21 protein-coding genes are annotated in these 22,023 nt (G+C 58.1%); 18 read left to right on the top strand and 3 right to left on the bottom strand.

Annotated elements, in window-relative coordinates:
- Positions 1 to 227 precede the first annotated feature (227 nt).
- The 3 genes from prfA (at position 228) to LOH53_RS11390 (ending at position 3,248) form a co-directional block, all read left to right on the top strand.
- Complete coding sequence (gene prfA, locus LOH53_RS11400; protein WP_230067869.1) at positions 228 to 1,301, top strand: peptide chain release factor 1; 1,074 nt, start codon at positions 228 to 230, stop codon at positions 1,299 to 1,301.
- Positions 1,267 to 2,238 carry a peptide chain release factor N(5)-glutamine methyltransferase gene (gene prmC, locus LOH53_RS11395; protein WP_230067868.1) on the top strand — a complete coding sequence of 324 codons (972 nt, stop codon included), beginning with the start codon at positions 1,267 to 1,269 and terminating at the stop codon, positions 2,236 to 2,238. Before prfA ends, prmC begins: the two co-directional genes overlap by 35 nt.
- Positions 2,239 to 2,312: 74 nt before the next feature.
- Complete coding sequence (locus tag LOH53_RS11390) at positions 2,313 to 3,248, top strand: L-threonylcarbamoyladenylate synthase (RefSeq protein ID WP_376991324.1); 936 nt, start codon at positions 2,313 to 2,315, stop codon at positions 3,246 to 3,248.
- Positions 3,249 to 3,320: 72 nt separating this feature from the next.
- Here the strand turns inward: LOH53_RS11390 and LOH53_RS11385 are convergent, their stop codons facing one another.
- Genes LOH53_RS11385 through LOH53_RS11375 form a run of 3 tightly spaced genes read right to left on the bottom strand, consistent with a single transcriptional unit; the run spans position 3,321 to position 6,266 of the window.
- Positions 3,321 to 4,391 (bottom strand): NAD-dependent epimerase/dehydratase family protein, encoded by a 1,071-nt coding sequence (locus tag LOH53_RS11385; RefSeq protein WP_230067866.1) that lies wholly within the window; start codon positions 4,389 to 4,391, stop codon positions 3,321 to 3,323.
- A 7-nt stretch (positions 4,392 to 4,398) separates the two neighbouring features.
- Positions 4,399 to 5,370, bottom strand: a complete 972-nt coding sequence (locus LOH53_RS11380; RefSeq protein WP_230067865.1) for a glycosyltransferase — start codon at positions 5,368 to 5,370, stop codon at positions 4,399 to 4,401.
- Positions 5,367 to 6,266, bottom strand: coding sequence for a glycosyltransferase (locus tag LOH53_RS11375; protein ID WP_230067864.1), 900 nt, complete (start codon positions 6,264 to 6,266; stop codon positions 5,367 to 5,369). The genes LOH53_RS11380 and LOH53_RS11375 overlap by 4 nt, the downstream gene beginning before the upstream one ends.
- A gap of 180 nt (positions 6,267 to 6,446) precedes the next feature.
- Between LOH53_RS11375 and LOH53_RS11370 the strand changes: the two genes are divergently transcribed.
- The 15 genes from LOH53_RS11370 to LOH53_RS11300 all read left to right on the top strand — a co-directional run bounded on the left by LOH53_RS11370 (position 6,447) and on the right by LOH53_RS11300 (position 22,009).
- Positions 6,447 to 8,330: a polysaccharide biosynthesis protein gene (locus LOH53_RS11370; protein ID WP_230067863.1), complete on the top strand. Its 1,884-nt coding sequence runs from the start codon at positions 6,447 to 6,449 to the stop codon at positions 8,328 to 8,330.
- The gene (locus tag LOH53_RS11365) at positions 8,330 to 9,373 is read left to right on the top strand and encodes an MraY family glycosyltransferase (protein ID WP_230067862.1); all 1,044 of its coding nucleotides are present in this window, start codon (positions 8,330 to 8,332) and stop codon (positions 9,371 to 9,373) included. The genes LOH53_RS11370 and LOH53_RS11365 overlap by 1 nt, the downstream gene beginning before the upstream one ends.
- Before the next feature lie 135 nt (positions 9,374 to 9,508).
- Positions 9,509 to 10,009: a hypothetical protein gene (locus LOH53_RS11360; RefSeq protein WP_230067861.1), complete on the top strand. Its 501-nt coding sequence runs from the start codon at positions 9,509 to 9,511 to the stop codon at positions 10,007 to 10,009.
- On the top strand, positions 10,006 to 10,257 hold the full coding sequence (locus LOH53_RS11355; RefSeq protein ID WP_230067860.1) for a hypothetical protein: 252 nt from the start codon (positions 10,006 to 10,008) through the stop codon (positions 10,255 to 10,257). Before LOH53_RS11360 ends, LOH53_RS11355 begins: the two co-directional genes overlap by 4 nt.
- A 91-nt stretch (positions 10,258 to 10,348) precedes the next feature.
- A complete protein-coding gene (gene atpB / locus LOH53_RS11350; protein ID WP_230067859.1) occupies positions 10,349 to 11,161 on the top strand; it encodes a F0F1 ATP synthase subunit A in 813 nt (270 codons plus the stop codon).
- A gap of 98 nt (positions 11,162 to 11,259) precedes the next feature.
- A complete protein-coding gene (locus LOH53_RS11345) occupies positions 11,260 to 11,472 on the top strand; it encodes a F0F1 ATP synthase subunit C (protein WP_230067858.1) in 213 nt (70 codons plus the stop codon).
- A gap of 71 nt (positions 11,473 to 11,543) precedes the next feature.
- The gene (locus tag LOH53_RS11340; RefSeq protein ID WP_230067857.1) at positions 11,544 to 12,095 is read left to right on the top strand and encodes a F0F1 ATP synthase subunit B; all 552 of its coding nucleotides are present in this window, start codon (positions 11,544 to 11,546) and stop codon (positions 12,093 to 12,095) included.
- The gene (locus tag LOH53_RS11335) at positions 12,095 to 12,910 is read left to right on the top strand and encodes a F0F1 ATP synthase subunit delta (RefSeq protein WP_230067856.1); all 816 of its coding nucleotides are present in this window, start codon (positions 12,095 to 12,097) and stop codon (positions 12,908 to 12,910) included. The genes LOH53_RS11340 and LOH53_RS11335 overlap by 1 nt, the downstream gene beginning before the upstream one ends.
- 118 nt (positions 12,911 to 13,028) lie before the next feature.
- A complete protein-coding gene (gene atpA, locus LOH53_RS11330) occupies positions 13,029 to 14,666 on the top strand; it encodes a F0F1 ATP synthase subunit alpha (protein WP_230067855.1) in 1,638 nt (545 codons plus the stop codon).
- A 71-nt stretch (positions 14,667 to 14,737) separates the two neighbouring features.
- Positions 14,738 to 15,631: a F0F1 ATP synthase subunit gamma gene (locus LOH53_RS11325; protein ID WP_230067854.1), complete on the top strand. Its 894-nt coding sequence runs from the start codon at positions 14,738 to 14,740 to the stop codon at positions 15,629 to 15,631.
- Between the two features lie 50 nt (positions 15,632 to 15,681).
- Entirely contained in the window at positions 15,682 to 17,139 is a 1,458-nt protein-coding gene (atpD, locus tag LOH53_RS11320) for a F0F1 ATP synthase subunit beta (RefSeq protein ID WP_230067961.1), read from the top strand.
- 2 nt (positions 17,140 to 17,141) lie between these two features.
- Positions 17,142 to 17,432 carry a F0F1 ATP synthase subunit epsilon gene (locus LOH53_RS11315; protein WP_230067853.1) on the top strand — a complete coding sequence of 97 codons (291 nt, stop codon included), beginning with the start codon at positions 17,142 to 17,144 and terminating at the stop codon, positions 17,430 to 17,432.
- Between the two features lie 10 nt (positions 17,433 to 17,442).
- The gene (locus LOH53_RS11310) at positions 17,443 to 17,874 is read left to right on the top strand and encodes a DUF2550 domain-containing protein (RefSeq protein ID WP_230067852.1); all 432 of its coding nucleotides are present in this window, start codon (positions 17,443 to 17,445) and stop codon (positions 17,872 to 17,874) included.
- 131 nt (positions 17,875 to 18,005) lie between these two features.
- Positions 18,006 to 19,376 (top strand): alpha/beta hydrolase, encoded by a 1,371-nt coding sequence (locus LOH53_RS11305; protein ID WP_230067851.1) that lies wholly within the window; start codon positions 18,006 to 18,008, stop codon positions 19,374 to 19,376.
- The gene (locus tag LOH53_RS11300) at positions 19,373 to 22,009 is read left to right on the top strand and encodes a bifunctional lysylphosphatidylglycerol flippase/synthetase MprF (protein WP_230067850.1); all 2,637 of its coding nucleotides are present in this window, start codon (positions 19,373 to 19,375) and stop codon (positions 22,007 to 22,009) included. The genes LOH53_RS11305 and LOH53_RS11300 overlap by 4 nt, the downstream gene beginning before the upstream one ends.
- Positions 22,010 to 22,023: the final 14 nt, after the last annotated feature.

Below are 22,023 nucleotides of genomic sequence, written 5' to 3'. Positions count from 1 at the left end.
GTTGGGTCCGTCGGCGACGCGAGTTTCCCATCCGGCTATCCGCCCCGCCGGCTATACCGCCGCTGGCTGCGGGAGGCCTTTGAGGCCTCCTTTGCGCCGGGCTATGTAAAACAATCGGATCCGCCGCAAGTACTGCCGTCTCACCGGACGATCATGGATGTCGGAACTGTTTATGGGCAGGACCTAAGAAGTAATTACACTTGACCAACGTCGAGAGAGGTTTTGAAATGTTTGAATCCATCCACGGCTTGCTAGATGAGCACGCCGAGCTGCAGATGCGCTTGAGCGACCCGGCAGTCCATGCCGATCAGTCGCTGGCCAGAAAACTGGGGCGTCGCTATGCTGAGCTCAGTGGCGTCGTGGAGGGTTACCACAGGGTTGAAACTCTGGGCGAGGATCTGGAAGCGGCTCGGGAAATGGCAACAGAGGACCCCGAGTTTGCCGCGGAAGTCCCTGTCCTGGAAGAACAACTGGCTGCTGCGCAGGAGAAGTTGCGCCGTTTGCTTATCCCGCGTGATCCCGACGACGCCAGGGACGTCATCTTGGAGGTCAAGGCTGGGGAAGGTGGGGATGAGGCGGCTCTCTTCGCTGCGGACTTGGTGCGCATGTACACCCGTTATGCAGATAACCGCGGCTGGAAGACGGAGATCATCTCTGCCACGGAGTCCGATCTGGGCGGCTACAAGGACATTTCGATCGCTGTAAAAGGCCGTTCCAACGATCCCGCCGAAGGAGTTTTCGCGCGCTTGAAGTTTGAGGGTGGGGTGCACCGCGTCCAACGAGTCCCCGCCACAGAATCCCAGGGACGTATCCACACGTCCGCGGCCGGCGTTCTGGTCCTACCTGAAGTGGATGAGCCAGAGGAAGTGGAGATCAGTCCCAACGATCTCAAGATCGACGTCTACCGTTCCTCTGGACCTGGAGGACAGTCTGTGAACACAACCGACTCCGCCGTGCGCATCACGCACCTTCCGACGGGGATCGTGGTGGCCATGCAAAACGAGAAGTCACAGTTGCAGAACCGCGAAGCCGGTATGAGGGTTTTGCGTGCCCGCATCTTGGCTCATCAGCAGGCGATTATCGATGCGGAGAACTCTGCCGTCCGCAAATCACAGATCCGCACCATGGACCGCTCGGAGCGTATCCGCACATACAACTATCCAGAAAACCGGATTGCTGACCACCGTACTGGCTACAAGGCCTACAACCTTGACGCAGTCATGAATGGTGACCTTGAGCCGGTGGTCCGCTCTGCTATTGAGATGGATGAGCAACACCGACTGGACGCTCTGGGTGACTGATACCCCGGAGCCCTCCGTTGCTGGCGCTGGGACGGTAGCTGGCGAAAACACAGAGCTCCTGGTCGCTGGCTTCTCGGCACTGAGTCTGGCTGAAGCGGTGAAGAGTGCGACGGCGATTCTTGCCTCCGCCGGTGTTCCGTCTCCAGGTGTTGATGCGCAGCTCTTAGCTGCCCACCTTCTCGGCGTGAGCCGGGGAGAGCTGGCTGCTAAATTATTTGGCACATCTGTGTGCCCTGAGGGTTATGGGAGCATGATAGCTCGCCGTGCCGCCAGGGAACCACTGCAACATATCACCGGGGTGGCGTATTTTAGGCACCTGGAACTCGCCGTTGGTAAGGGAGTCTTCGTGCCGCGGCCGGAGACAGAAACGGTGGTCCAGCTAGCCATTGACGTATTAACACATTTGTACCAAGTGCGCCGTGACGACGCAGTTATCAGCGCAGTTGACTTGGGAACCGGGTCTGGGGCAATTGCCGGATCGATGGCTCTGGAAGTACCCGGCACGCGGGTGTACGCCGTTGAATTAAGCGAGGAGGCCCACTCCTGGGCCGCAAAAAACTTGGCCGGAACTGGCGTGACCCTAGAACAGGGCGACATGCGGGATGCTTTTCAAGACTTGAATGGCACGGTTGACGTGGTGGTATCAAACCCTCCCTATATACCCGCTGATGCTGTCCCCAGAGACTTGGAAGTGCGTTTACACGACCCCCACATGGCCTTGTATGGGGGAGGGGTGGATGGAATGGAAATGCCCCGTGCTGCTACCGCTGCCGCGCTCAGGCTGCTACACCCGGGCGGCTACTTCGTCATGGAGCACGCGGAGGTCCAATCCGAACAGATGGTGGCGATGCTGCGCTCCAGCGGGCAATGGCTAGACGTGCAAAGCCACCGTGACCTCGCCGGCCGGGACCGCGCCACCAGCGGACTCCGCCGCTAAGGGAACGACGGCACGGTGAGGAATTTGACGCAGCGGTTCAACATAGGGGCATACAAGATGAAAGAATGGATTGTGTGAGTACCACTTCTTATAACTGCACCAATGTCGACCAACGTGTCGAGGGTCTGGCCCACGCCCAAAAAGCGATCGCGGCCAAGCAACTCGTCGTCATACCTACCGACACCGTCTACGGCGTTGCGGCGGACGCGTTCTCGCCGCAGGCAGTTGCGATGCTGCTGGCCGCTAAAGGACGTGGCCGGAATATGCCGCCACCGGTGCTCATGCCGCGGATCGGAACCATGGACGGGCTCGCCACAGAAATTCCTGATGATGCGCGCAAACTCGCTGAAAAGTACTGGCCAGGCCCGCTCACGCTGATCCTTCACGCCCAGCCGTCGCTGACTTGGGACTTAGGTGAAACTGTGGGGACGGTGGCACTGCGCGTGCCAGATGATCAGTTAGCCCTTGACCTGCTCACGCTCACCGGCCCTTTGGCTGTTTCCAGTGCAAACCGAACCGGCCAGCCTGCCGGACAAACCGGTGCAGCGGCAAGGGAGCAACTGGCCGAATCGGTTGAGGTTTACCTCGACGACGGATTCCGTCCCGTTGAAGGCAGCGACGGAGTTCCTTCAACCATTGTGGATGCTACGGGTTTGCGGCTTCGAGTTGTTCGTCTCGGAGGCATCAGTCTAGAAGAGATCCAACGCATGATCCCTAGTGCCCTAGGCGATAGTCCGGAACCGGAAATGTGGTCACCTTCCGCGGAGCCGCAGGAGTCTGAGCGCTCTGAGACTGTTGAGGCAAGCCCCGAGGATTTAGTCCTGGAAGAGGCCGAAGAGGCCGAAGAGGCTGAAGAGTCAGCTAACTTCGCGCCCGATGACATGAACGACGACGTTGCCGGACGTGAGACTGGCGAGCCCGACGCCGGCGAGAGCCTCCCCGCGACAGCGGTGAATCAGACAGCGGAGGATCAGACAGCGGAGAATCAGCTGTCAACGGACAAAAAGTAAGCTCTGGCTTAAGATGCACAGGCAGCTGCGCTGAAGTGAGGCAACTGCCTTCAAGTGAGGCATGCGCTGAATCTAGGAGCCGGAGACGCTCTGTGCGGCTTGGAGTACTTCACGCACAGCAGAGTGGGGCAGCACGCCTGCCTCCTGGGCCCAGCCCGGGCGCTGCGACTGTCCGAACCACATGAGCTCAACCCTGCGGAGCGGACCATGGAGTTTCTCGCGGGCCACCTTTGAAACGGCATAACCGCAGGCCAACACCGTGTGTGCCAGCCAGGCTGGAAGCTGGAGAGGTGAGCGGCCACCTGCTGCCGTGAGTACCTGCGCCACCCCGAGTCCTTCCCATGGCTGGAGCACGATTGCCGGAATGGGGCCTTCGTACAATGCCACCTCAGTCACAAACCAAGACAATGCGTTGATGGAACTCACCGGCGTGGGCGCTGTTCCCGGCGCTGCCACTGAGGAGATGCGGGAGCGGGCAATTCTAACAAGTTGCTGCGTGGTGGGACGGGACGGCCCCTGCACCGACGTTGCCCTCACCGTGGTGATACGTCCGGCATCGCCAGCGGGGGAAGGATTTTGGGCCCTCACTGTCTCTAGGACCTCCTCGCCTATCGCCTTCGAGCGAGAGTAGGCGGAGAAGGGTGCACGATCAGCGGTCTCGTCAATGATGGGCCGATGGCCCTGCACCGAAGCGCTGCTGAGGTGAATGAAGACGGGCACTCCGGCCGCTCGCGCTGCCAAGGCGGCCAAGCCGGGCAGCAAGGCGTTGGCGCCCATCATGGCACCGGATGCACGCTCACCTGGCGTAGCCAGACCTGCGGCATTGACCACGACGGCGGCGCCCGCGAAGGCGTCCTTCAGCTGGACAAACGCGGCGATAACATCGGCTGCGGCGTTGGCACCTGCCACGGCTCCGGCGTCGGCTGCGTCGGCTACCTTAGCGCCGACTGCGATAGCGCCCGTAGCGTCCGCAGCACCCACAGCTATAGCGGCGATGGCGTTGGCCGTTTGGGCCGCCGTCGTGAGTCTGGGTGCTTGAAGGGAGAAGGCCGGTAATGACCTGGCCCGGAGTTCGGCCATGACGGACGAGCCGACAAAGCCGGTTCCGCCCAAAATGACCCATTGAGGGGCTGGTGTGTTCACTGACACTTTAGGACTTCCCAACTAGTGAGGGCATTGGCTTCCATGAGGAATCGGCCAGAATGCGCCGGGATTCACGCCAGCCGTCCCACAAACGTGCGCTGCCGCGCAACGTCTTTTCCACCCCGATCAGGCGGAAGATTTCCTTGCCTGCCGTCAAGATGGTGCCCAAGGCAAACCCGAACGCGTTATACCGACCATGGACCCGAAGGTACTGACCCACGAGCCCTCTATTGCGCATGACGTAGAAGCGGCTCAGATCCGAAGAGTCATTGAGATGGCGAATACCTAAGTCGATGGAACGTTGTTCCCGTGCTTTGTGCAGGACGAAGGCATTGACATACATGACGGGGCGCTCCAAGGAGATTTGCCAGCCGTACATGGTGTCATCCCAGTTCAGGAAGAAGCGCGGGTCCGGCAAACCTACGCTTCGAATAGCGTTGGCGTGGAGCAACATACCTTCAAAACAGCCAACGTTGGTCGCAAACTCGTTGGAGGTGGCAAACACGTCACCCGCGACCGGAAGTGGAAAGCCAAGGAAGGTGCTGAAGTTGTTTTGCCAGAAAAAAGGCTCCCCGAGAGAGTCATAGCGGCGCCCCACCAGAGCATCGTATTTATCCATCCACGGACCAAAGGCCGCGATTGCCCCGGGAACTGCCGTGACGTCGTCGTCCATTAGCCACAGCCATTGGGCACCCTCAGCCAGCGCGCGCTCCACACCAACCGAAAATCCTCCAGAGCCGCCAGTATTTTCTTGGAGACGGTGGTGAATAACGGGGATGGGAACGGGCAAGGACGCGAACCGTGATGCCGCAGCCGCAACCACCGCGGGCGTGTCGTCGGTGCTGGCATTGTCCACCACCACAATGCCGTCCGGTGCCGGTTTCAACAAGGCTAGGGAATCAAAGAGTTGCGCCAAATATTCTTGGCGGTTATAGGTGGTAACGACGACGAAGAAATCATCGCGCCGGGTAGGACTCAAAACTTCTGATCCTTCAGGGGCCCAAATTTAGCGCCGCGCAGGCCGGCGCCGTAAGCGGCAGCCCACTTGGCCAAGCCTCGAAAGTCGCCCTTACCCAAGAAAAATAGCGGGTACCCCACAATATCTGCGACGAAGGAACGCACACGGACGTGTTTGCGTGTCAAGTAGCCGCGGTTGCGGTAGTAGTAGAAGCGCTTGAACGCGTTCTCCGGCACCAGCACATGCAATCTATCGCCTAAGAGTTCCTGAACCTCGCCCCAACCAGCAGGGTGGGTGAGGGCAACGCTTGTTACCGTGCCGAATTTTACCTTGGCAGCGCGCAGACGCAGCATGAAGTCCGTCTCGTCGCCGCGAATAAACAGGCGCAGGTCAGGGAGTCCAACTTTGAAGAAGACATCGCTGCGGATTAGGGCTCCATTAAAAAACTGCCCGACGTTCTCGATGAATTCAAGCGGTTCCACCACTGAACGATCGTGGGTTAGGTGTCCATCAATACGGAAAGGGAAGGACAGCTTTTGTGGCTCTCCAGGAGCCACAATCAAGGGAACCACTACGTCCAAACCCCGGCTATTGGCAGCTTCCAGCAGAGCTGCCAGACACTGCGGGTCTTCGGGATGGGCGTCGTCATCCATAATCCACACCCATTTAGCTCCGGAGGCAATCGCGTGGAGAATAGCGAGCGAAAAGCCGCCCGCTCCGCCGAGGTTTGCCAGCGAACGGACATAGTCCACCGTGGTTGAAGCCGAAGCGGCAATCTCCGCAACGGAGGCTGTGCCAGAATCAACAAGTGAGATCGAATGGGGGGAGTGGGTTTGTTCCCCGAGCGCCTCCAGCAATGTTCTTACGTCGTCTGGCCGGTCGAAGGTGACGGCGGCCACGGCCACGGTTTCGTGCACGTTGGATCCTCTCGGCCGCGGTGGATGAGACGGCACGGCTAAACAGTGGGTAATCTTTGAAGCGATTACTATCTTGTAATAGCTTCCACTTTAGTACAGCCCGCATCCACGGGCTGTTGCAACGATGACCGCAAAGCGCGAGCCACCATCAAACGGGCAGAAATCGGAATACGAATCACGTTGAACACGACGAGCAACTTGGCATCTGGGAAACCCAGCAATATCTCTCCGGAGAGCGAAAACAAGCCACGCTTGTGGCTGTGGTCCCAAGCCCTTTTGGATTCTCTAGCCTGGGCGGTGGCACTGCTTCTGGCAGTCCTGCTGCGCTACGAACTCGATGTACGCCTGATCAATGCAGGCGGAATGGTGCTCCTTATCGGCGTGGCGGTGGCAACCCAGCTCATCGCCGGTTGGTCCCTGGCGCTATACCGCGGCCGTTACACCTTCGGCAGCATCCACGAAGCCAGAGTGCTGATCGCGGCGACACTGATCGTGGCAGCCGCAACCAGTGTGTTCTTGTTTCTGACCATCAACGAGTTGCACATTGCCCGCTCGGTCAGTGCCATTGCCTTTCCGTTCGCCGCCCTTTTGATGGCTGCTGTCCGTTATGCCAAACGGCTCTACGTAGAGGGCAAACCCACTTTTGGAGAGGAAGCACAGCGGACCCTGATCTACGGTGCTGGCTTCCTCGGCAACTCCCTGGTGACGCGTATGGTGGCAGACCCTGATTCGCCCTACGTTCCGGTGGGCTTGGTTGACGACGACGTCGCCAAAAAACACTTGCGGCTCAGCACAGTGGCTGTGTTGGGGCGAGGGGATGAGCTTGCGGAGATCATCAAACGCACCAAGTCCACGGTTGTAGTCCTCGCCATGTCCCATCTTGACGCCCGCCGGATTCGCACAATTTCCGACTCCATTTCAGGGCTTGGTGTCAAAGTATTGGTCCTGCCCCCGCTGCAGGACATGCTCACGGGGACCACCAACAGCGACGCGAAGGGCGGACTGACGGACTTCCGTGAAATTGACGTTGAAGACCTGATCGGACGACGCCCCGTTGACATCCAAGTTGACCAGATCGCCAGCTATATCAAGAACAAGCGTGTGCTGGTCACCGGCGCCGGTGGGTCGATCGGTTCCGAACTCTGCCGCCAGCTGCACGCTTTTGACCCAGCCGAACTGATCATGTTGGACCGGGACGAATCAGGGTTGCAGCATACGCAGTTCTCGATTCACGGGCATGGTTTGCTCAACGACAACACCACGGTTTTGGCTGACATTCGTGATGCTGCGACGCTCAATGACATTTTTGCCCGACGCCGGCCAGAAGTCGTCTTTCACGCAGCGGCGCTTAAACACGCTCCGCTATTGCAGATGTACCCCACCGAAGGGTGGCAGACAAACGTTTTAGGCTCGCTAAACGTCCTAAATGCCGCCCAAAGCGTGGACGTTGAGACGTTCGTGAACGTCTCAACAGACAAGGCTGCCAGCCCGACCACCGTTTTGGGCCACTCCAAACGGGCGGCCGAGAAACTGACTTCGTGGGTCGCAAATGCGACCACCAAGAGTTACGTCTCGGTCCGTTTTGGGAACGTAATTGGCTCCCGCGGCTCCATGCTTCCCTTGTTCACCGACCAGATAAACAACGGTGGTCCCGTCACCGTCACGCACAAGGACGTCACACGGTTCTTCATGACCATCCCGGAGGCCTGCCAACTCGTCATCCAAGCCGGCGCCATCGGGCACGGCGGCGACGTCCTGATCTTGGATATGGGGGATCCCGTGCGAATCATGGACGTAGCGGAGCGCATGATCGCCATGTCCGGCAAGGACATCAAGATCGAGATCACCGGTCTGCGTCCGTCGGAGAAACTGCACGAGCAACTCACGGGCGACGACGAAGTCAAAGATCCCGACGGACACCCGAAAATTTCACACACCCACGCCAGGCCCTTGGACCCGGCGGACCTCAGCTTGGAACTTTGGCTCCAGAGATGCAGGGATGAAGCCGGGACGGCGGCTCCCAGCATTGACGAGTCCGACGGCGACGTCGCGGCGGGCGCCTGATGAATGCGTTGAGCGCCGTCAGTGTTGGCGCCATTGCGCTGCTTGTAGCCCTAGCGTTGCCACTGCTGGTGCGACCGCTCCTTGAACGAGCTGGCGTGATGGACGTGCCAAATGCCCGGTCATCGCACCAGAGCCCCACCATCCGTGGCATGGGCATCACGACTGCGATCGCGCTCGCGGCAGCTTTGCTGGTGGCCATCTTCTCGCCACAAGGCCCTGATGACGTTTTCCAGGGCCGGATGACACTCACTGTGATCGTACTGGTTGCGGTCTGTGCAGCCACCATTGGCTGGCTGGAAGACATCCGAGGTTTACGCATCGCCGTGCGTGCCGGGCTGCAACTCGCCGTGGGCCTGGCGGCGACGGCAGCTGTGGCTATCATCGACCCTGGAGCCCAGCAATTATGGTGGATCCCGGCAGGTGCGATCGCCGTGGCTGCTTACATCAACGTCACCAATTTCATGGATGGCATCAATGGCATCTCTGGTATGCATGGTCTGTTGGTCGGCGGTTTTTACGCGTTTGCTGGGCTCACAACTGGGCATGAATGGTTGGTCTACGCAGGCGTTGGAATCGCAGCGTCCTTTGCGGGCTTCCTCCCATGGAACCTTGGCGGGCGGAGGGTCTTTTTAGGAGATGTGGGGAGTTATCTTCTCGGTGCTGCCATCTCCGTGACAGCCATGGCAGCATTCCTGGCGAAGGTTCCCGTGGAATATATCTTCTCGCCGGTGCTGATCTACTTGGTGGATACCTTTGTGACTTTCCTGCGCCGCTTGCTGGCGCGGGAGCGGTGGTATGCCTCACACCGAGAGCATGTCTACCAGCGACTGACAGTCGTGGGGCTCAGCCACATTCAGGCCACAGCTGTGGTTAGTGCCGCCACGGTCTTGGTCAGCGGATTAGGAATTCTCGCAGTCCAAGGAGGGGGTGTAGCTCAAATTATTTCCACTCTGCTGTGCATCGGGGTCATCCTGCTGTATTTGCGCACTCCTACTCTCTTTCAGCGTTACCTGCGTTCGCGGGCAACCTCCGACGGGAAGTAGCATCTGTGGAGACGTCCCAATCGCTTTCTATCTCGTGTAGAATTACCAGCGGTGATCCTCTGTTTTTGACGAAGGAAGACTGTCGCGCGTTTCATTGGCTTTGCTGCGAAAAAAGCCTCTCATGATGGAGTCTCAATGAAGGATCAAAGTGCCGTTCCGGGCGCCGTGCCAGAGCCTTTGCAGGCATCAGGCCCTTCAGTAAACCCCAATGCGAACATTCTGGCCAAGTGTGCCGGTGTGTGCGCGAGTGCTGGCGCCGTAATAGTTGTGCTGGCCCTGATCTTCGCGAACGGTGCCGCTGTAGCTAGCGTGGTTCTTGGCTCATTGATCGTGATGGCATTCTTTGGTTTGAGCTTGGTGGTTGGCCACTTTGTAGCCAAGCGCCGCCCAGGTGCCGTCATGGGAGCCTTCTTCATGACGTACATCGTCAAGGTCGTTGGATTCGGGGTTGTGCTCTTTACCTGGGGCACGCCGCAGTGGTTGGTGACGCCTTGGTTCATGGCGGCCGCCGTTACTACTGTCCTGTTATGGCAAGCGACTGAGGTCATTGTCTTTAGCCGCAACCGCTACTTGCTTTTCGGGGATGCACCGCAAGCGCCAGTAGCTCCCGATGCGCGCAAGGATGATGGACTATGAGCGAGAAAAACGGACCACCAGCGGACGAGGGCATTGACGTCCTACCCGATCCCAACTCCGGAAAGCTCGACTACACCTACGTCATTGGCGGAATGGTGCTCGGCAGTTTGATAGGGTGGGGACTGGACTTTTTGTTCTCCATAGGCTGGATGGTTTTTGCTATGGCTCCTTTGGGAGCGGTGGGTGGATACTTTTTAGCCAGGCATCATCGAAGGCACCGCAGCCAAGATGAAAGTCAAGAGCAATGATCGCCACCTTCAAACTTATTTACGGTGAACGCCGCCTCAGGGTGGTCCACCAACTTTGTCCCATGACCGAAACTGCAGAGAGGACAGCGCGTTGACCGCGTTTGCGCTTCCGATGGCCTCATATACCGAGAAGTTCGTCCCGCCGACGATCAGTGATCTTCACCTCCCAGACATCTTCCCTTGGATGGCCGACTATGGCACTGGGTTTGGCAAGCAGATGTTGCTGGTCCTTCTCTCGGTGGTATTGATTACTTGGTTCTTCATGGCCGCTATCCGTAAGGCGAAGCTGGTTCCAGGTCGGGTCCAGTTTGTCGCCGAAGGCTTCTACAGCTTCGCCCGAAACACCGTAGGCCGGGACATCATGGGGGAGAAAAACTTCCGCCCGTGGGTACCGCTGCTCTTTGCAACATTTGTTTTCTTGTTGCTCAATAACCTCTTCGGTGCTATCCCGCTGTTGCAGATCCCTTCCTTCTCCCACGCCGGCAGTGCGTATGCCATGGCGCTAATCATCTATCTCGTGTGGATCGGTGTTGGTGTTCAAAAGCACGGCCTCCGATACTTCAAACTTGCAGTGGTACCTACCGGTGTTCCCGGATGGATTTTGCCCCTGCTGGTACCTCTGGAGATTATCTCCAACTTCATCGTCCGTCCCCTCACCCACTCGCTGCGTCTGATGGCAACAATGCTTGCTGGCCACATGATTGTGGCACTGGCAGGCACCGGTGCCAGATACCTCATTGTGGTTCAGGACAGTCTCTTGCTCAACGCCACAGGCGTTGCGGTGATTGCCGGCTCGGTGGCCATGTACTTCCTGGAACTGCTGATTATGATCTTGCAAGCGTTTGTCTTTACGCTGCTGACCGCGATCTACATCCAGGGCAGCTTGGACGCGGATTCACACTAGACTTTCAAGCCTAGGTATTTCGCAAGCTAAGTTTTTTTACAAATCAAGTATCACCTCACAACCTGCCGGCACAAGGCCGGTATCTTGAAAGGAACGAAATGTTGCACGGCTCCCTTAATATGATCGGCTACGGCCTGGCCACCATCGGTTCGGCAATTGGCGTCGGCATGATCTTCGCCGCTTACATCAACGGCGTCGCACGCCAGCCGGAAGCCCAGCGCATCCTCCAGCCCATCGCCCTGCTTGGCTTCGCCCTTGCAGAAGCGCTGGCTATCTTGGCATTGGTCTTTGCCTTCGTCGTTGGTGTCTAATCCTTTCCAACAGTTGGGTCCCGGTAGCGGGGTTCGCTCGTTTTGGAAATACAGAAAAGGATAAGTGAGAAATGATTACCGCAGAAGTAATCCTCGCTAGTGGGGGTGGCAATCCGCTCATTCCCAACGTGTGGGAAATTCTGGTCACCGGTGTGGCTTTCGCTGTCCTGCTTTTTGTGGTGACCAAGTTCATCGCACCAACCTTTGAGAAGTCATACACGGATCGTGTTGAAGCCATCGAGGGAGGGATCGAGAAGGCAGAAGCGGCTCAGAATGAAGCCAACGCCCTCTTGGAGCAGTACAGGGCACAGCTGATGGAAGCTCGCACGGAGGCCAATGGCATCCGCGAATCCGCACGTGCCGAAGGCGCACAGATCCTGGCGGACCTGAAGGAGAAGGCGGCAGAGGAATCTGCTCGCATCACCGCACAGGCTCATGGTCAGATCGAATCCGAGCGCGTCGCTGCGATTGCTTCCTTGCACGCTGAGGTTGGCACTTTGGCAACGCAGCTTGCAGGGAAAATCGTCGGAGAAGCACTTGAAGACGATGCGCGCTCCAACCGTGTGGTTGAGCGTTTCTTGGCAGATTTGGAAAATCAGCAGAACGCGGGTGTATCGAACTAATGGCAGGTGTAACGAGCGAGTCATTGGCCGCAGCGCTTTTGGCGCTGGAGCCCAAGCTTGCTGATGCGTCCCTCGCATTGCCCAAGGATCTCTTTGCAATTTTAGATACCCTTGACAGCAATGCTGGCCTGCGTCGGGCCCTGACTGACCCCGCCCGCAGCGGCAAGGACAAGACGGCGTTAGTTTCTGCGCTTGTTGCAGGCAAGGTTTCCGCGCAAGCGGAAACAGTGTTTGAAGGACTTGTCAACGCGCGCTGGAGCTCGGCACGTGACATTGGTGATGCCTTGGAGACCTTAGCGGCAACGTCAGCGATTGCGGTCGCTGAAGGCCAAGGCGATGGTTCCGCCAACCTGGACGCGCTTGAAGAGGAACTCTTCGGCTTCATCCGAGTTGTTGGATCCAGTCATGATCTGCAGCGTGCACTTGACGATGCCCAGGCAACGGATCAGGCAAAGGCCGCCTTGGCGCGCAAGCTTGTTCCAGGTGCCAGTGAGGTGTCGGAGTTGTTGATACGTCAGGCTGTGCTGGCGCCCCGTGGGCTAAAGCCAACAGCTTTGGTGCAACGATTCGTGGAATTGGTTGCAAAACGCCAGCAGCGCTGGATTGCCTACGTCAGTGTCACTCGTGATCTGAGCGCAGAGCAATTGACCCGTCTGGCGGCCGGGCTGAACAAGCTCTATGGTCGTGATTTGAAGATGAATGTCAACATTGACCCGACTTTAGTGGGCGGAATTCGCGTGGTCGTGGGGGATGAAGTTGTTGATGCAACTGCAGCCACACGCCTAGGAGAACTCCGACGCCGGTTGGCTGGGTAGGGAACATCAGTTTCCGCACCAGCTAGTCCACATCAAAAGCGAATCAAAAATTTCGGATACTGCCGAAAATTTATTTACCGAAGGCAGTAACCACAACTTAGGAGAGCAGGGACTGCAGATGGCCGACTTGACCATCAATGCCGACGACGTCCGCAATGCCTTGAATGAGTTCGCAGCGTCCTATGAACCGGGCAATGCTGAGCGCGTCGAGGTTGGCCGCGTCACCACGGCAAGTGACGGCATCGCCAAGGTAGAGGGTCTTCCCTCTGTCATGGCAAACGAGCTGCTTCGTTTCGAAGACGGCACGCTGGGCCTAGCCCAGAACTTGGACACTCGCGAGATTGGTGTTGTGGTCCTTGGCGACTTCACCGGCATCGCTGAGGGTCAGCAAGTTCACCGAACCGGGGAGATCCTCTCCGTACCGGTGGGCGACAATTTCCTTGGCCGTGTGATTGACCCCTTGGGTCAACCGTTGGATGACTTGGGCGAGATTGAATCTGAAGGCCGTCGTGCCCTAGAGCTTCAAGCCCCCGGTGTCACCGAGCGCAAGTCGGTTCACGAACCGCTGCAGACCGGTATGAAGGCCATTGACGCCATGATCCCGATTGGCCGTGGCCAGCGTCAGCTGATTATTGGTGACCGTCAGACCGGTAAGACCGCTCTGGCTGTTGACGCGATCATCAACCAAAAAGCGAACTGGGCGTCCAACGACACCAAGAAGCAGGTCCGCTGCATCTACGTGGCCATCGGTCAAAAAGCATCCACGATCGCGGCTGTTCGCCAGACGCTCGAGGATCACGGAGCACTTGAGTACACAACGATTGTGGCTTCTCCTGCTTCTGACCCTGCCGGGTTCAAGTACCTTGCGCCCTACGCCGGCTCGGCCATTGGCCAGCACTGGATGTACGGTGGCAAGCACGTTTTGATCGTCTTTGATGATCTCTCCAAGCAGGCTGAAGCCTACCGTGCGGTGTCCTTGTTGCTGCGCCGCCCGCCGGGACGCGAAGCATACCCCGGTGATGTCTTCTACCTGCACTCGCGTCTGCTAGAACGTTGTGCGAAGCTCTCCGATGAGCTTGGTGCAGGTTCGATGACCGGACTGCCGATCATTGAGACGAAGGCTAATGACGTCTCGGCCTACATCCCGACCAACGTCATCTCCATCACTGATGGCCAGATCTTCTTGCAGTCTGACTTGTTCAACGCTAACCAGCGCCCGGCCGTAGACGTAGGTGTCTCCGTGTCTCGTGTTGGTGGTGCAGCGCAGGTGAAGGCCATGAAGAAGGTTTCGGGAACGTTGAAGCTCGAACTCGCCCAGTACCGTGACATGGCGGCATTTGCCATGTTTGCCTCGGACCTGGATGCGGCGTCGAAGCAGCAGCTGACTCGTGGAGCTAGGCTCATGGAACTGCTCAAGCAGGGCCAGTATGCTCCTTTCCCGGTAGAGAACCAGGTTGTTTCTATCTGGATGGGCACCAACGGCTACCTGGACAACGTTCCGGTAGAAGATGTGCGCCGCTTCGAGACTGAATTCCTTGATTACTTGCGTCACCGCACCTCGATCCTGACCACGTTGGCAGAAACCAATCTGCTCGCGGACTCCACCGTCGAGGCTCTCAAGTCCAGTATCGTTGACTTCAAGAAGGGCTTCTTCGGAGAAGGCGCAGACCAGCTGGTCGGTGCCGGACACGAGGAATTCGATGCGCTTGGCGCAGAGAAAATCGACCAGGAAAAGATCGTTAAGCAGAAACGCTGACACCATCCTTTACTCAGTCGTCCGCTCTCGCGGGAGCGGGCGACTGAGCAAAGGATAAGGAAAGGACAAACATGGGAGCCCAGATTCGGGTCTACCGCCAGAAGATCGCGTCGACAACGTCGATGCAAAAGATCTTCAAGGCGATGGAACTGATCGCTACGTCCCGCATTGGTAAGGCACGCACGCGTGTCTCGGCATCGTTGCCGTATTCCAATGCGATCACCCGTGCCGTTTCTGCCGTCGCATCGCAGTCCGAAGTTGACCACCCGCTGACCACCGAACCGGATTCCATCCGGCGCGCAGCGGTGTTGGTCATGACCTCGGACCGCGGCCTCGCCGGTTCCTACTCCGCCAGCATCTTGAAGCAGGCAGAGCACCTTATTGAATTGCTGCATAGCGAAGGCAAAGACGTCACGACCTACCTGGTTGGCCGTAAGGCGCAGGCGTACTTTGAGTTCCGTGGACGCGATTACGAGCGGGTGTGGACCGGTGGAACTGATGCACCGGAATTTGAAACTGCACGTGAACTACGTGAGGTATTGCTGGAAGATTTCGCCACCGACTTTGAAGACGGCGGCGTGGACGAAATCCACGTTGTCTACACTCAGTTCAAGTCGATGGTGGTTCAGGAACCGACCGTCATTCGTCTGTTGCCGCTAGAAGTTGTTGAGGAAGAAATCGAGTCCTCCACAGATTTGTTGCCACTGTACGACTACGAGCCGGCGCCTGAGGAAGTCCTTGACGCCCTCCTGCCAAGGTACATCGAGTCTCGTATCTTCTCGGCACTTTTGCAGGCTGCAGCTTCCGAGCTGGCAGCGCGACAACGTGCTATGAAGTCAGCTGGGGACAACGCCAGTGACTTGATCAAGAAGTACACCCGGCTTCGTAACAACGCCCGGCAGGCTGAGATTACGCAGGAGCTCTCCGAGATTGTTGCGGGCGCTGATGCGCTCAACGCCTCGTAGAAGCCCTATTTATACTTATCCATGCCATCTACACAAGTGAAGTGAGAGAGATGACTGCCCAACTCAACGAGCAGGGAACCACCGTGAAAACCGGTGCCACCGGCCGGATCGCGCGTGTTATCGGCCCGGTCGTCGACGTGGAATTCCCGTCAGACGCCCTTCCCGCAATTTATAACGCTTTGTCGACCGAGGTTACTCTCAACGGCAAGACGCACACCATCACCTTCGAGACCAGCCAGCACTTGGGCGACGGCGTCATTCGCGCCATCTCCTTGCAGGCAACGGATGGCCTTGTCCGTGGCACCAGCGTGTTGGATTCGGGCGCGCCCATTTCCGTTCCCGTCGGTGACGTCGTCAAGGGCCACATCTTCAACGTCTTGGGCGAGCCCCTCGATGTCAAAGAGTCGGAACTTAACATCACCGAGCGCTGGCCGATTCACCGCAAGCCCCCGGCTTTTGCAACCCTTGAGGGTTCAACGCAGATGCTGGAGACTGGAATCAAGTCGATTGACCTTTTGACCCCCTATATTCAGGGTGGAAAGATCGGTTTGTTCGGTGGTGCTGGTGTTGGTAAGACAGTTTTGATCCAGGAAATGATCACCCGTGTGGCACGCAACTTCGGTGGCACCTCGGTGTTCGCCGGTGTTGGTGAGCGAACACGAGAAGGTAACGACCTCTGGGTTGAGATGGAAGAAGCCGGCGTTTTGAAGGACACGGCCTTAGTTTTCGGCCAGATGGACGAGCCGCCGGGAACGCGTTTGCGCGTAGCCCTTTCGGCGCTGACCATGGCTGAATACTTCCGTGATGTTCAGAATCAGGATGTGTTGCTCTTTATTGACAACATCTTCCGTTTCACTCAGGCTGGCTCGGAAGTTTCAACGCTTCTTGGCCGTATGCCTTCAGCCGTTGGCTACCAGCCCAACCTGGCCGATGAGATGGGCCTGCTTCAGGAACGCATCACCTCGACCAAGGGTCACTCGATCACTTCTATGCAGGCCGTTTACGTCCCTGCTGATGACTACACCGACCCTGCCCCGGCTGCTACGTTCGCCCACTTGGACGCTACTACGGAGCTGTCGCGTGAAATTGCGTCCCGCGGACTGTACCCGGCCATTGATCCGTTGACTTCTACGTCACGTATCCTTGACCCGCAGTATGTGGGCCACGCGCATTACAACACTGCTGTGCGTGTCAAGCAGATCTTGCAGAAGAACAAGGAACTCCAGGACATCATTGCGATTCTTGGTGTTGACGAGCTCTCGGAAGAAGACAAGATTGTCGTCTCACGTGCGCGTCGTATCCAGCAGTTCCTCTCACAGAACACTTACACCGCTAAGCAGTTCACGGGCGTTGACGGCTCCACTGTTGCCATCAAGGACACCATTGAGGGCTTCAACGCGATTTGCAACGGAGACGTTGACCACATCGCAGAGCAGGCATTCTTCAACATTGGCGGCTTGGACGACGTCGAGCGCCAGTGGGCCAAGATCCAGGAACAGACGAAGTAGTCATGGCTAACCTCGAAGTTGAAATCGTTGCAGCGGATCACTTTGTGTGGTCCGGTGCGGCGACCATGGTCAAGGGCTTCACCAGTGAAGGAGAGATTGGGATTCTGCCTGGTCATACTCCCTTGCTGGCCGTCCTTGCCGCTGGATTGTTGGAGATTGCTCCCGTGGACGGCGACCGTTTCACGGTTGACGTTGATGGCGGATTCTTCTCGGTGGACAGCAACCGAGTTGTAATAGTTGCTGACAGTGCGCAGCTGGAAAGCGGCGCTGTTTCCAGCGCAGGGATCCACTAGCACGCCATTGGTGAACGCACTTGGTATTCCGTTCATCGTCATAGCAGGGATTTTCCTGCTGGTCGTTATTACACTGTGCCTATTTGGGGTGCGCCGCATGCAATTGCGGCGCGCCCTTGGCACTGCTGATGCTTCCATTTTTCGTGGCGGCAAGCGCTGGCAGATGGGCGTGTGCCGTTATCAGGAGTCGGACCTTGAATGGTTCCGGCTCCTTTCTTTAAGCCCCCTGCCACATCGGCGGATGGTGCGCAGCTCCATCGTTCTTGTGGGCAGGCGCGCACCGACAGAAAGCGAAATGACGAAGGTTCCACCGGACGTCGTCATCGTCACTTTGGATTACAAGGGGGAGCCGGTGTTGTTGGCCATGAAGTTCGGAGCCTACACCGGGCTTTCTTCCTGGCTTGAAGCCGGTCCAGTCGTCGGAATCGGTACCTGGCGTTAGTGGGTGCAGATTCGCCTTCGCTCTCTCTGCGCAACGCCGCCCCCGGTCAGCGCGCATACAGCGTTGGCGACTAGTATGACATTCGTTGCCTTGCACTTAGTGCGGGGTACCCCCGAAGGCAAGGAACGCCAGTGTTGGATTGGCTATACGGGCTGCAATTGGTCAGCGGCGTGGTACCAAGCGTTGCCTTGCTATTGGGCGCTCTAGCCTTCGCGTTCTTACTGATCAGGCGATCCCGGCACTGGTGGCTCTATTCGATAGTGACTGGGATCGGAAGCGCTGCGCTGGTGTGGGGTCTGGCTTGGGCGCTCATTCATTGGTGGTACGTCTGGCCGGACGAGCTCCCGCGTGCTGTTGTAATAAGCGTAGGCGCCGGGTTGTGGGGACTAATCCTAGGTTTGACGACGGCGGCACTGGGAATACGTCGCCACGGGCGGGCGGTCTTTGCCTCCCGTGCACGACGGGAACGTGGACACGACAGAGTGTCCGTGCGCGGGCGTTCATTATTAGCTCTGGTTTCCAGTGTCCTCATTGTGCTGGTCTGTGTGGTCCAGGTCAATGCCTACTTTGGACAATACCCCACAGTTCGCAGTGTTTTTGAAAGCACAACAGAGCTTCCCACGGGGGTTCCTTCGGTCCGTGTGGCGCCAGTGGCAGAACGTTTTCAGTCCGGTCCCGTGAAGGATGCATGGAAGAGTTCCGAACGTAAACCCGCTGTGGGTATGTTGCGTAGCGTCCAGATTCCAGGAACTACGTCGGGGCTGGCCGCTCGCCATGCCGTGGTGTATCTTCCACCCGCTTACTTTGCTCCGGTGCCCCCAATCCTTCCCGTTTTGGTTTTAGTGGCAGGTCAACCAGGATCACCGACTGACTGGTTACGCGCTGGCCATCTGGCACAGATTCTTGGTGACTACGCCAAAGCGCATAATTCCCTGGCACCGGTGGTGGTGATTCCTGATCCCAACGGAAGTGCTGATGCCAACACCATGTGTATGGATTCCGCATTAGGTCAGGCTGATACGTATATGGCAACTGACGTGCCAGCGTGGATTTCGGCTAACCTCAATGTGGACACAAACCATGAGCACTGGGCCATTGCCGGGTTCTCCTATGGGGGTACCTGTGCCGTACAGATGGTGACACGTCACCCTGACATCTACCCCACCTTTGCGGCATTTTCTTCTGAACGCGAGCCGGCTCTTGCGGCGGATCGCCACGTGACGATCGATCGGGCGTTCCACGGAGATAAGACGAAATTTGACGCTGAGCTGCCCCTGACACTGATGGCAAAGAATAAGTATCCTCAAGTGCATGGTTGGCTGGCCTCCGGCAGCGAAGACTCCACTTATACAGCTAACGCTGTCGTACTGGAAGCGGCTGCCCGCGCATCCGGGATGGAAGTTAGTCGGCACATTTACCCCGGAGGGCACTCCTGGACCATGGTCGCCTCCGGCATGCCGGACGCCCTGGCCTTCCTGGGCCCCAGACTGGGGCTCCAATGAGCGTCATGCCTGGCCTGGATTCGCGTTCCAGGCCGCGGGGTGCGGCAGGGGGATGGATCCATCGAATTCCCCTAGCCCTCGCCCTGACCGCAGCTACCGTCATCGCGGGTATTTTTACCGGCGGATGGGGTGCTGGCGTGTCCAAGTCTCACGCCGGCACGTGGGGTTTTCAGGCCAAGGATATCCTCGACGGCCAAGGGTGGTCGGTGCTGACGACCCTTTTGCCGGGTAACAACCCAGCGTCGTTGCTCGCAGCGTGTGCCGTTCTTTTGGGACTTCTTGGCCTGGCGGAAACCACTCTTGGGACAACTCGCGCACTCATGATGTTCGTCGGGAGCCAGCTCGGTGCGGTGTTGCTGTACACGCTCATCGTCGAAGTCGGTTCCGCCGCAGGAATGGAATGGCTCGCGGGAATGAGAGAAGCAACCCTGTTTGGCCCCTTTGCCGCTGCTACGGGCGCGCTGATGGCAGCCAGCCGTGGCATCAATCTTTTGTGGCGCCGGCGGGTGCGCGCTCTTACCTTCGCTGCAGCGTTGATGTTCTCCCTCTATGTAGGCCACGCCCAGAACATATTTATCCTGCTAGGTGCTATCGCTGGACTGCTCCTGGGAATCATCTTCGTGCCAAGTCGCAGCCAGGTGAGAGGGACGCGCTCCACCAGCCGCGAGGTGCGCACCACTTTAGCCATAGTGGTGTCAGTCTTTGCCGTAGGGCCACTCATGGCAGCTCTGGCCCACGTACCCGTGGGACCGCTTGCCCGGCTTCGCAACCTCGTGGTGAATCCTGTCCCCGCAGTGAGCGCGCTGAGAGGCAGCTGCACAGCGCTGGAGACCGGGTGTCAGGAGATGGCACTGAACGGCGGGAGCATGATGGAGTCCGGTGCCCACCTGCTGGCGCTAGTGCCCATGCTGTTGTTGTTGGTCTGCGCAGAGGGCCTGCGCCGAGGGAACCGGATGGCCCTGTGGGCAGGTGTTTATATGCATCTGGTCATTGGTATCACAAGTGCCATTTATCTCCAGGTTTTCGCCACGTTTGGCATGCCACTGCATCGTGGCCGCAGAGTGCTCAGCGTAGATATCTCCTTCTGGGAGGTCCTGCCTGTGGTCCTTGTGCCGTTCCTGATTGGCGTTTTGCTATTTGTCTTTCGCCGCCACTTTCATATTGACCCGGACCCCGTGCTTCGCCGTCGTACCTTCAGCGTGCTTTCACTCGTGCTTGCCGGATTTATCATGCTGTATAGCGTGGTCTGGCTCTTGGAGGGTAATGCTGGAGGACGTTACGGTCTTTTAGGTCTGCTGGCCGGTCTGCCGAGACTGCTGCTGCCGTATCCCTTTCCGTCCAGTTACGCTGCCGCCGTCTACCCCCACGGGGAATTCAGCCGGGTGCTGTTCACCTTAGGGGGAGGAGTTTTCTGGCTGGTCAGTGTGCTGGGAGTATTTTCCCTTTTCCTGAGCCGGCGGGTGCGCGGATCCGGTGTGGGAGAAAAGCCGCACGTTCAGGCGCTGGTGCGTCGTGGCGGTGGCTCGTTATCGTGGATGGTGCTGTGGCCCAACAACCATTACTGGTTCAACCCTTCCGGAACCGTGGCGATCGCCTACCAAGCTCACGCTGGCGTGGCCGTAACCGTGGGCGGGCCGGTGGGGGATCCCGCCCATTACGATGCAGCGGTTCTGGGTTTCCTTGACCATTGCGAAGTGCAGTCACTGGCTCCGTGCTTTTATTCGGTGACCGATGAATGTTGGGAAGTTTTGCACGCCCAGGGATTCCGACGGGCTCAGGTGGCAACGGAGACACTGCTGGATATTGCCCATATGGAATTCACGGGCAAAGAATGGCAAAACGTACGGACCGCCCTGAACAAGGCAGCAAAGCTGGGCATCAGCACCGTGTGGGCACGCTACTCGGAGCTCTCTACGGGCCTGCGGACTCAAATTCTCGAGATTTCCGAGGAATGGGTGTCAGGGAAGGCTCTTCCCGAGATGGGCTTTACGTTAGGTGGGGTTCAGGAACTTAAGGACGACGCCGTTCAGTTGTGTCTCGCTGTTGACGCCACCGGGCGCGTCCATGGGCTCACCAGCTGGCTTCCTGTCTTTGTCAACGGCGAGGAAAGCAGCTGGACCCTTGATTTTATGCGCCGCAACCAGAACGCTTTCAACGGAGTTATGGAATACCTCATAGCCCAAGCAGTCCTTAATTTCCAAGGACGGGTACCCACGATCTCGCTTTCGGCGTCGCCCTTATCCATTGAACCTGACGCGCAGCCGATGAAAACTGGGCAGCCTGGGAACCCGAAGCCAAGGGAGCAGGCGCCCGAGGAAGGCATCACCGACCGTGACGGACGTGAGAGCAGCGTGCCAGGCGCCACGGATCTTCCCGAGTCTGAGCATCCGCTGGCCGCCTTGGAGAGCACGTCCATGAAACGAATTCTAGCGTTGCTGGCGCGAACTCTTGAGCCGTTATATGGCTTTGCCTCTTTGGCCAATTTCAAGCGCCGCTTTCAACCGCGGCATAGGACGCTGTACATGATGTACCAGGATCCGCTGTCCTTGCCAGCCATCGGACGGGCGGTGGGACAGGCCTATATGCCCAACGTTTCCATGCGTCAGTTGGCAAAGCTCCTGCGCCAGAACTAGCTGTTGCAAAACGA

Origin of the sequence: Arthrobacter cryoconiti (assembly GCF_020905375.1) — a bacterium.
Classification (GTDB): Bacteria; Actinomycetota; Actinomycetes; order Actinomycetales; family Micrococcaceae; genus Specibacter; species Specibacter cryoconiti.
This window is presented reverse-complemented; position numbering and strand designations above follow the sequence as displayed.

Excerpts from the sequence above, each read along its gene's own strand:
- prfA (WP_230067869.1), top strand. The coding sequence starts at position 228 with ATGTTTGAATCCATCCACGGCTTGCTAGATGAGCACGCCGAGCTGCAG.
- prmC (WP_230067868.1), top strand. The coding sequence starts at position 1,267 with ATGAGCAACACCGACTGGACGCTCTGGGTGACTGATACCCCGGAGCCC.
- LOH53_RS11365 (WP_230067862.1), top strand. The coding sequence starts at position 8,330 with ATGAATGCGTTGAGCGCCGTCAGTGTTGGCGCCATTGCGCTGCTTGTA.
- LOH53_RS11360 (WP_230067861.1), top strand. The coding sequence starts at position 9,509 with ATGAAGGATCAAAGTGCCGTTCCGGGCGCCGTGCCAGAGCCTTTGCAG.
- LOH53_RS11355 (WP_230067860.1), top strand. The coding sequence starts at position 10,006 with ATGAGCGAGAAAAACGGACCACCAGCGGACGAGGGCATTGACGTCCTA.
- LOH53_RS11345 (WP_230067858.1), top strand. The coding sequence starts at position 11,260 with ATGTTGCACGGCTCCCTTAATATGATCGGCTACGGCCTGGCCACCATC.
- LOH53_RS11340 (WP_230067857.1), top strand. The coding sequence starts at position 11,544 with ATGATTACCGCAGAAGTAATCCTCGCTAGTGGGGGTGGCAATCCGCTC.
- LOH53_RS11335 (WP_230067856.1), top strand. The coding sequence starts at position 12,095 with ATGGCAGGTGTAACGAGCGAGTCATTGGCCGCAGCGCTTTTGGCGCTG.
- atpA (WP_230067855.1), top strand. The coding sequence starts at position 13,029 with ATGGCCGACTTGACCATCAATGCCGACGACGTCCGCAATGCCTTGAAT.
- LOH53_RS11325 (WP_230067854.1), top strand. The coding sequence starts at position 14,738 with ATGGGAGCCCAGATTCGGGTCTACCGCCAGAAGATCGCGTCGACAACG.
- atpD (WP_230067961.1), top strand. The coding sequence starts at position 15,682 with ATGACTGCCCAACTCAACGAGCAGGGAACCACCGTGAAAACCGGTGCC.
- LOH53_RS11315 (WP_230067853.1), top strand. The coding sequence starts at position 17,142 with ATGGCTAACCTCGAAGTTGAAATCGTTGCAGCGGATCACTTTGTGTGG.
- LOH53_RS11300 (WP_230067850.1), top strand. The coding sequence starts at position 19,373 with ATGAGCGTCATGCCTGGCCTGGATTCGCGTTCCAGGCCGCGGGGTGCG.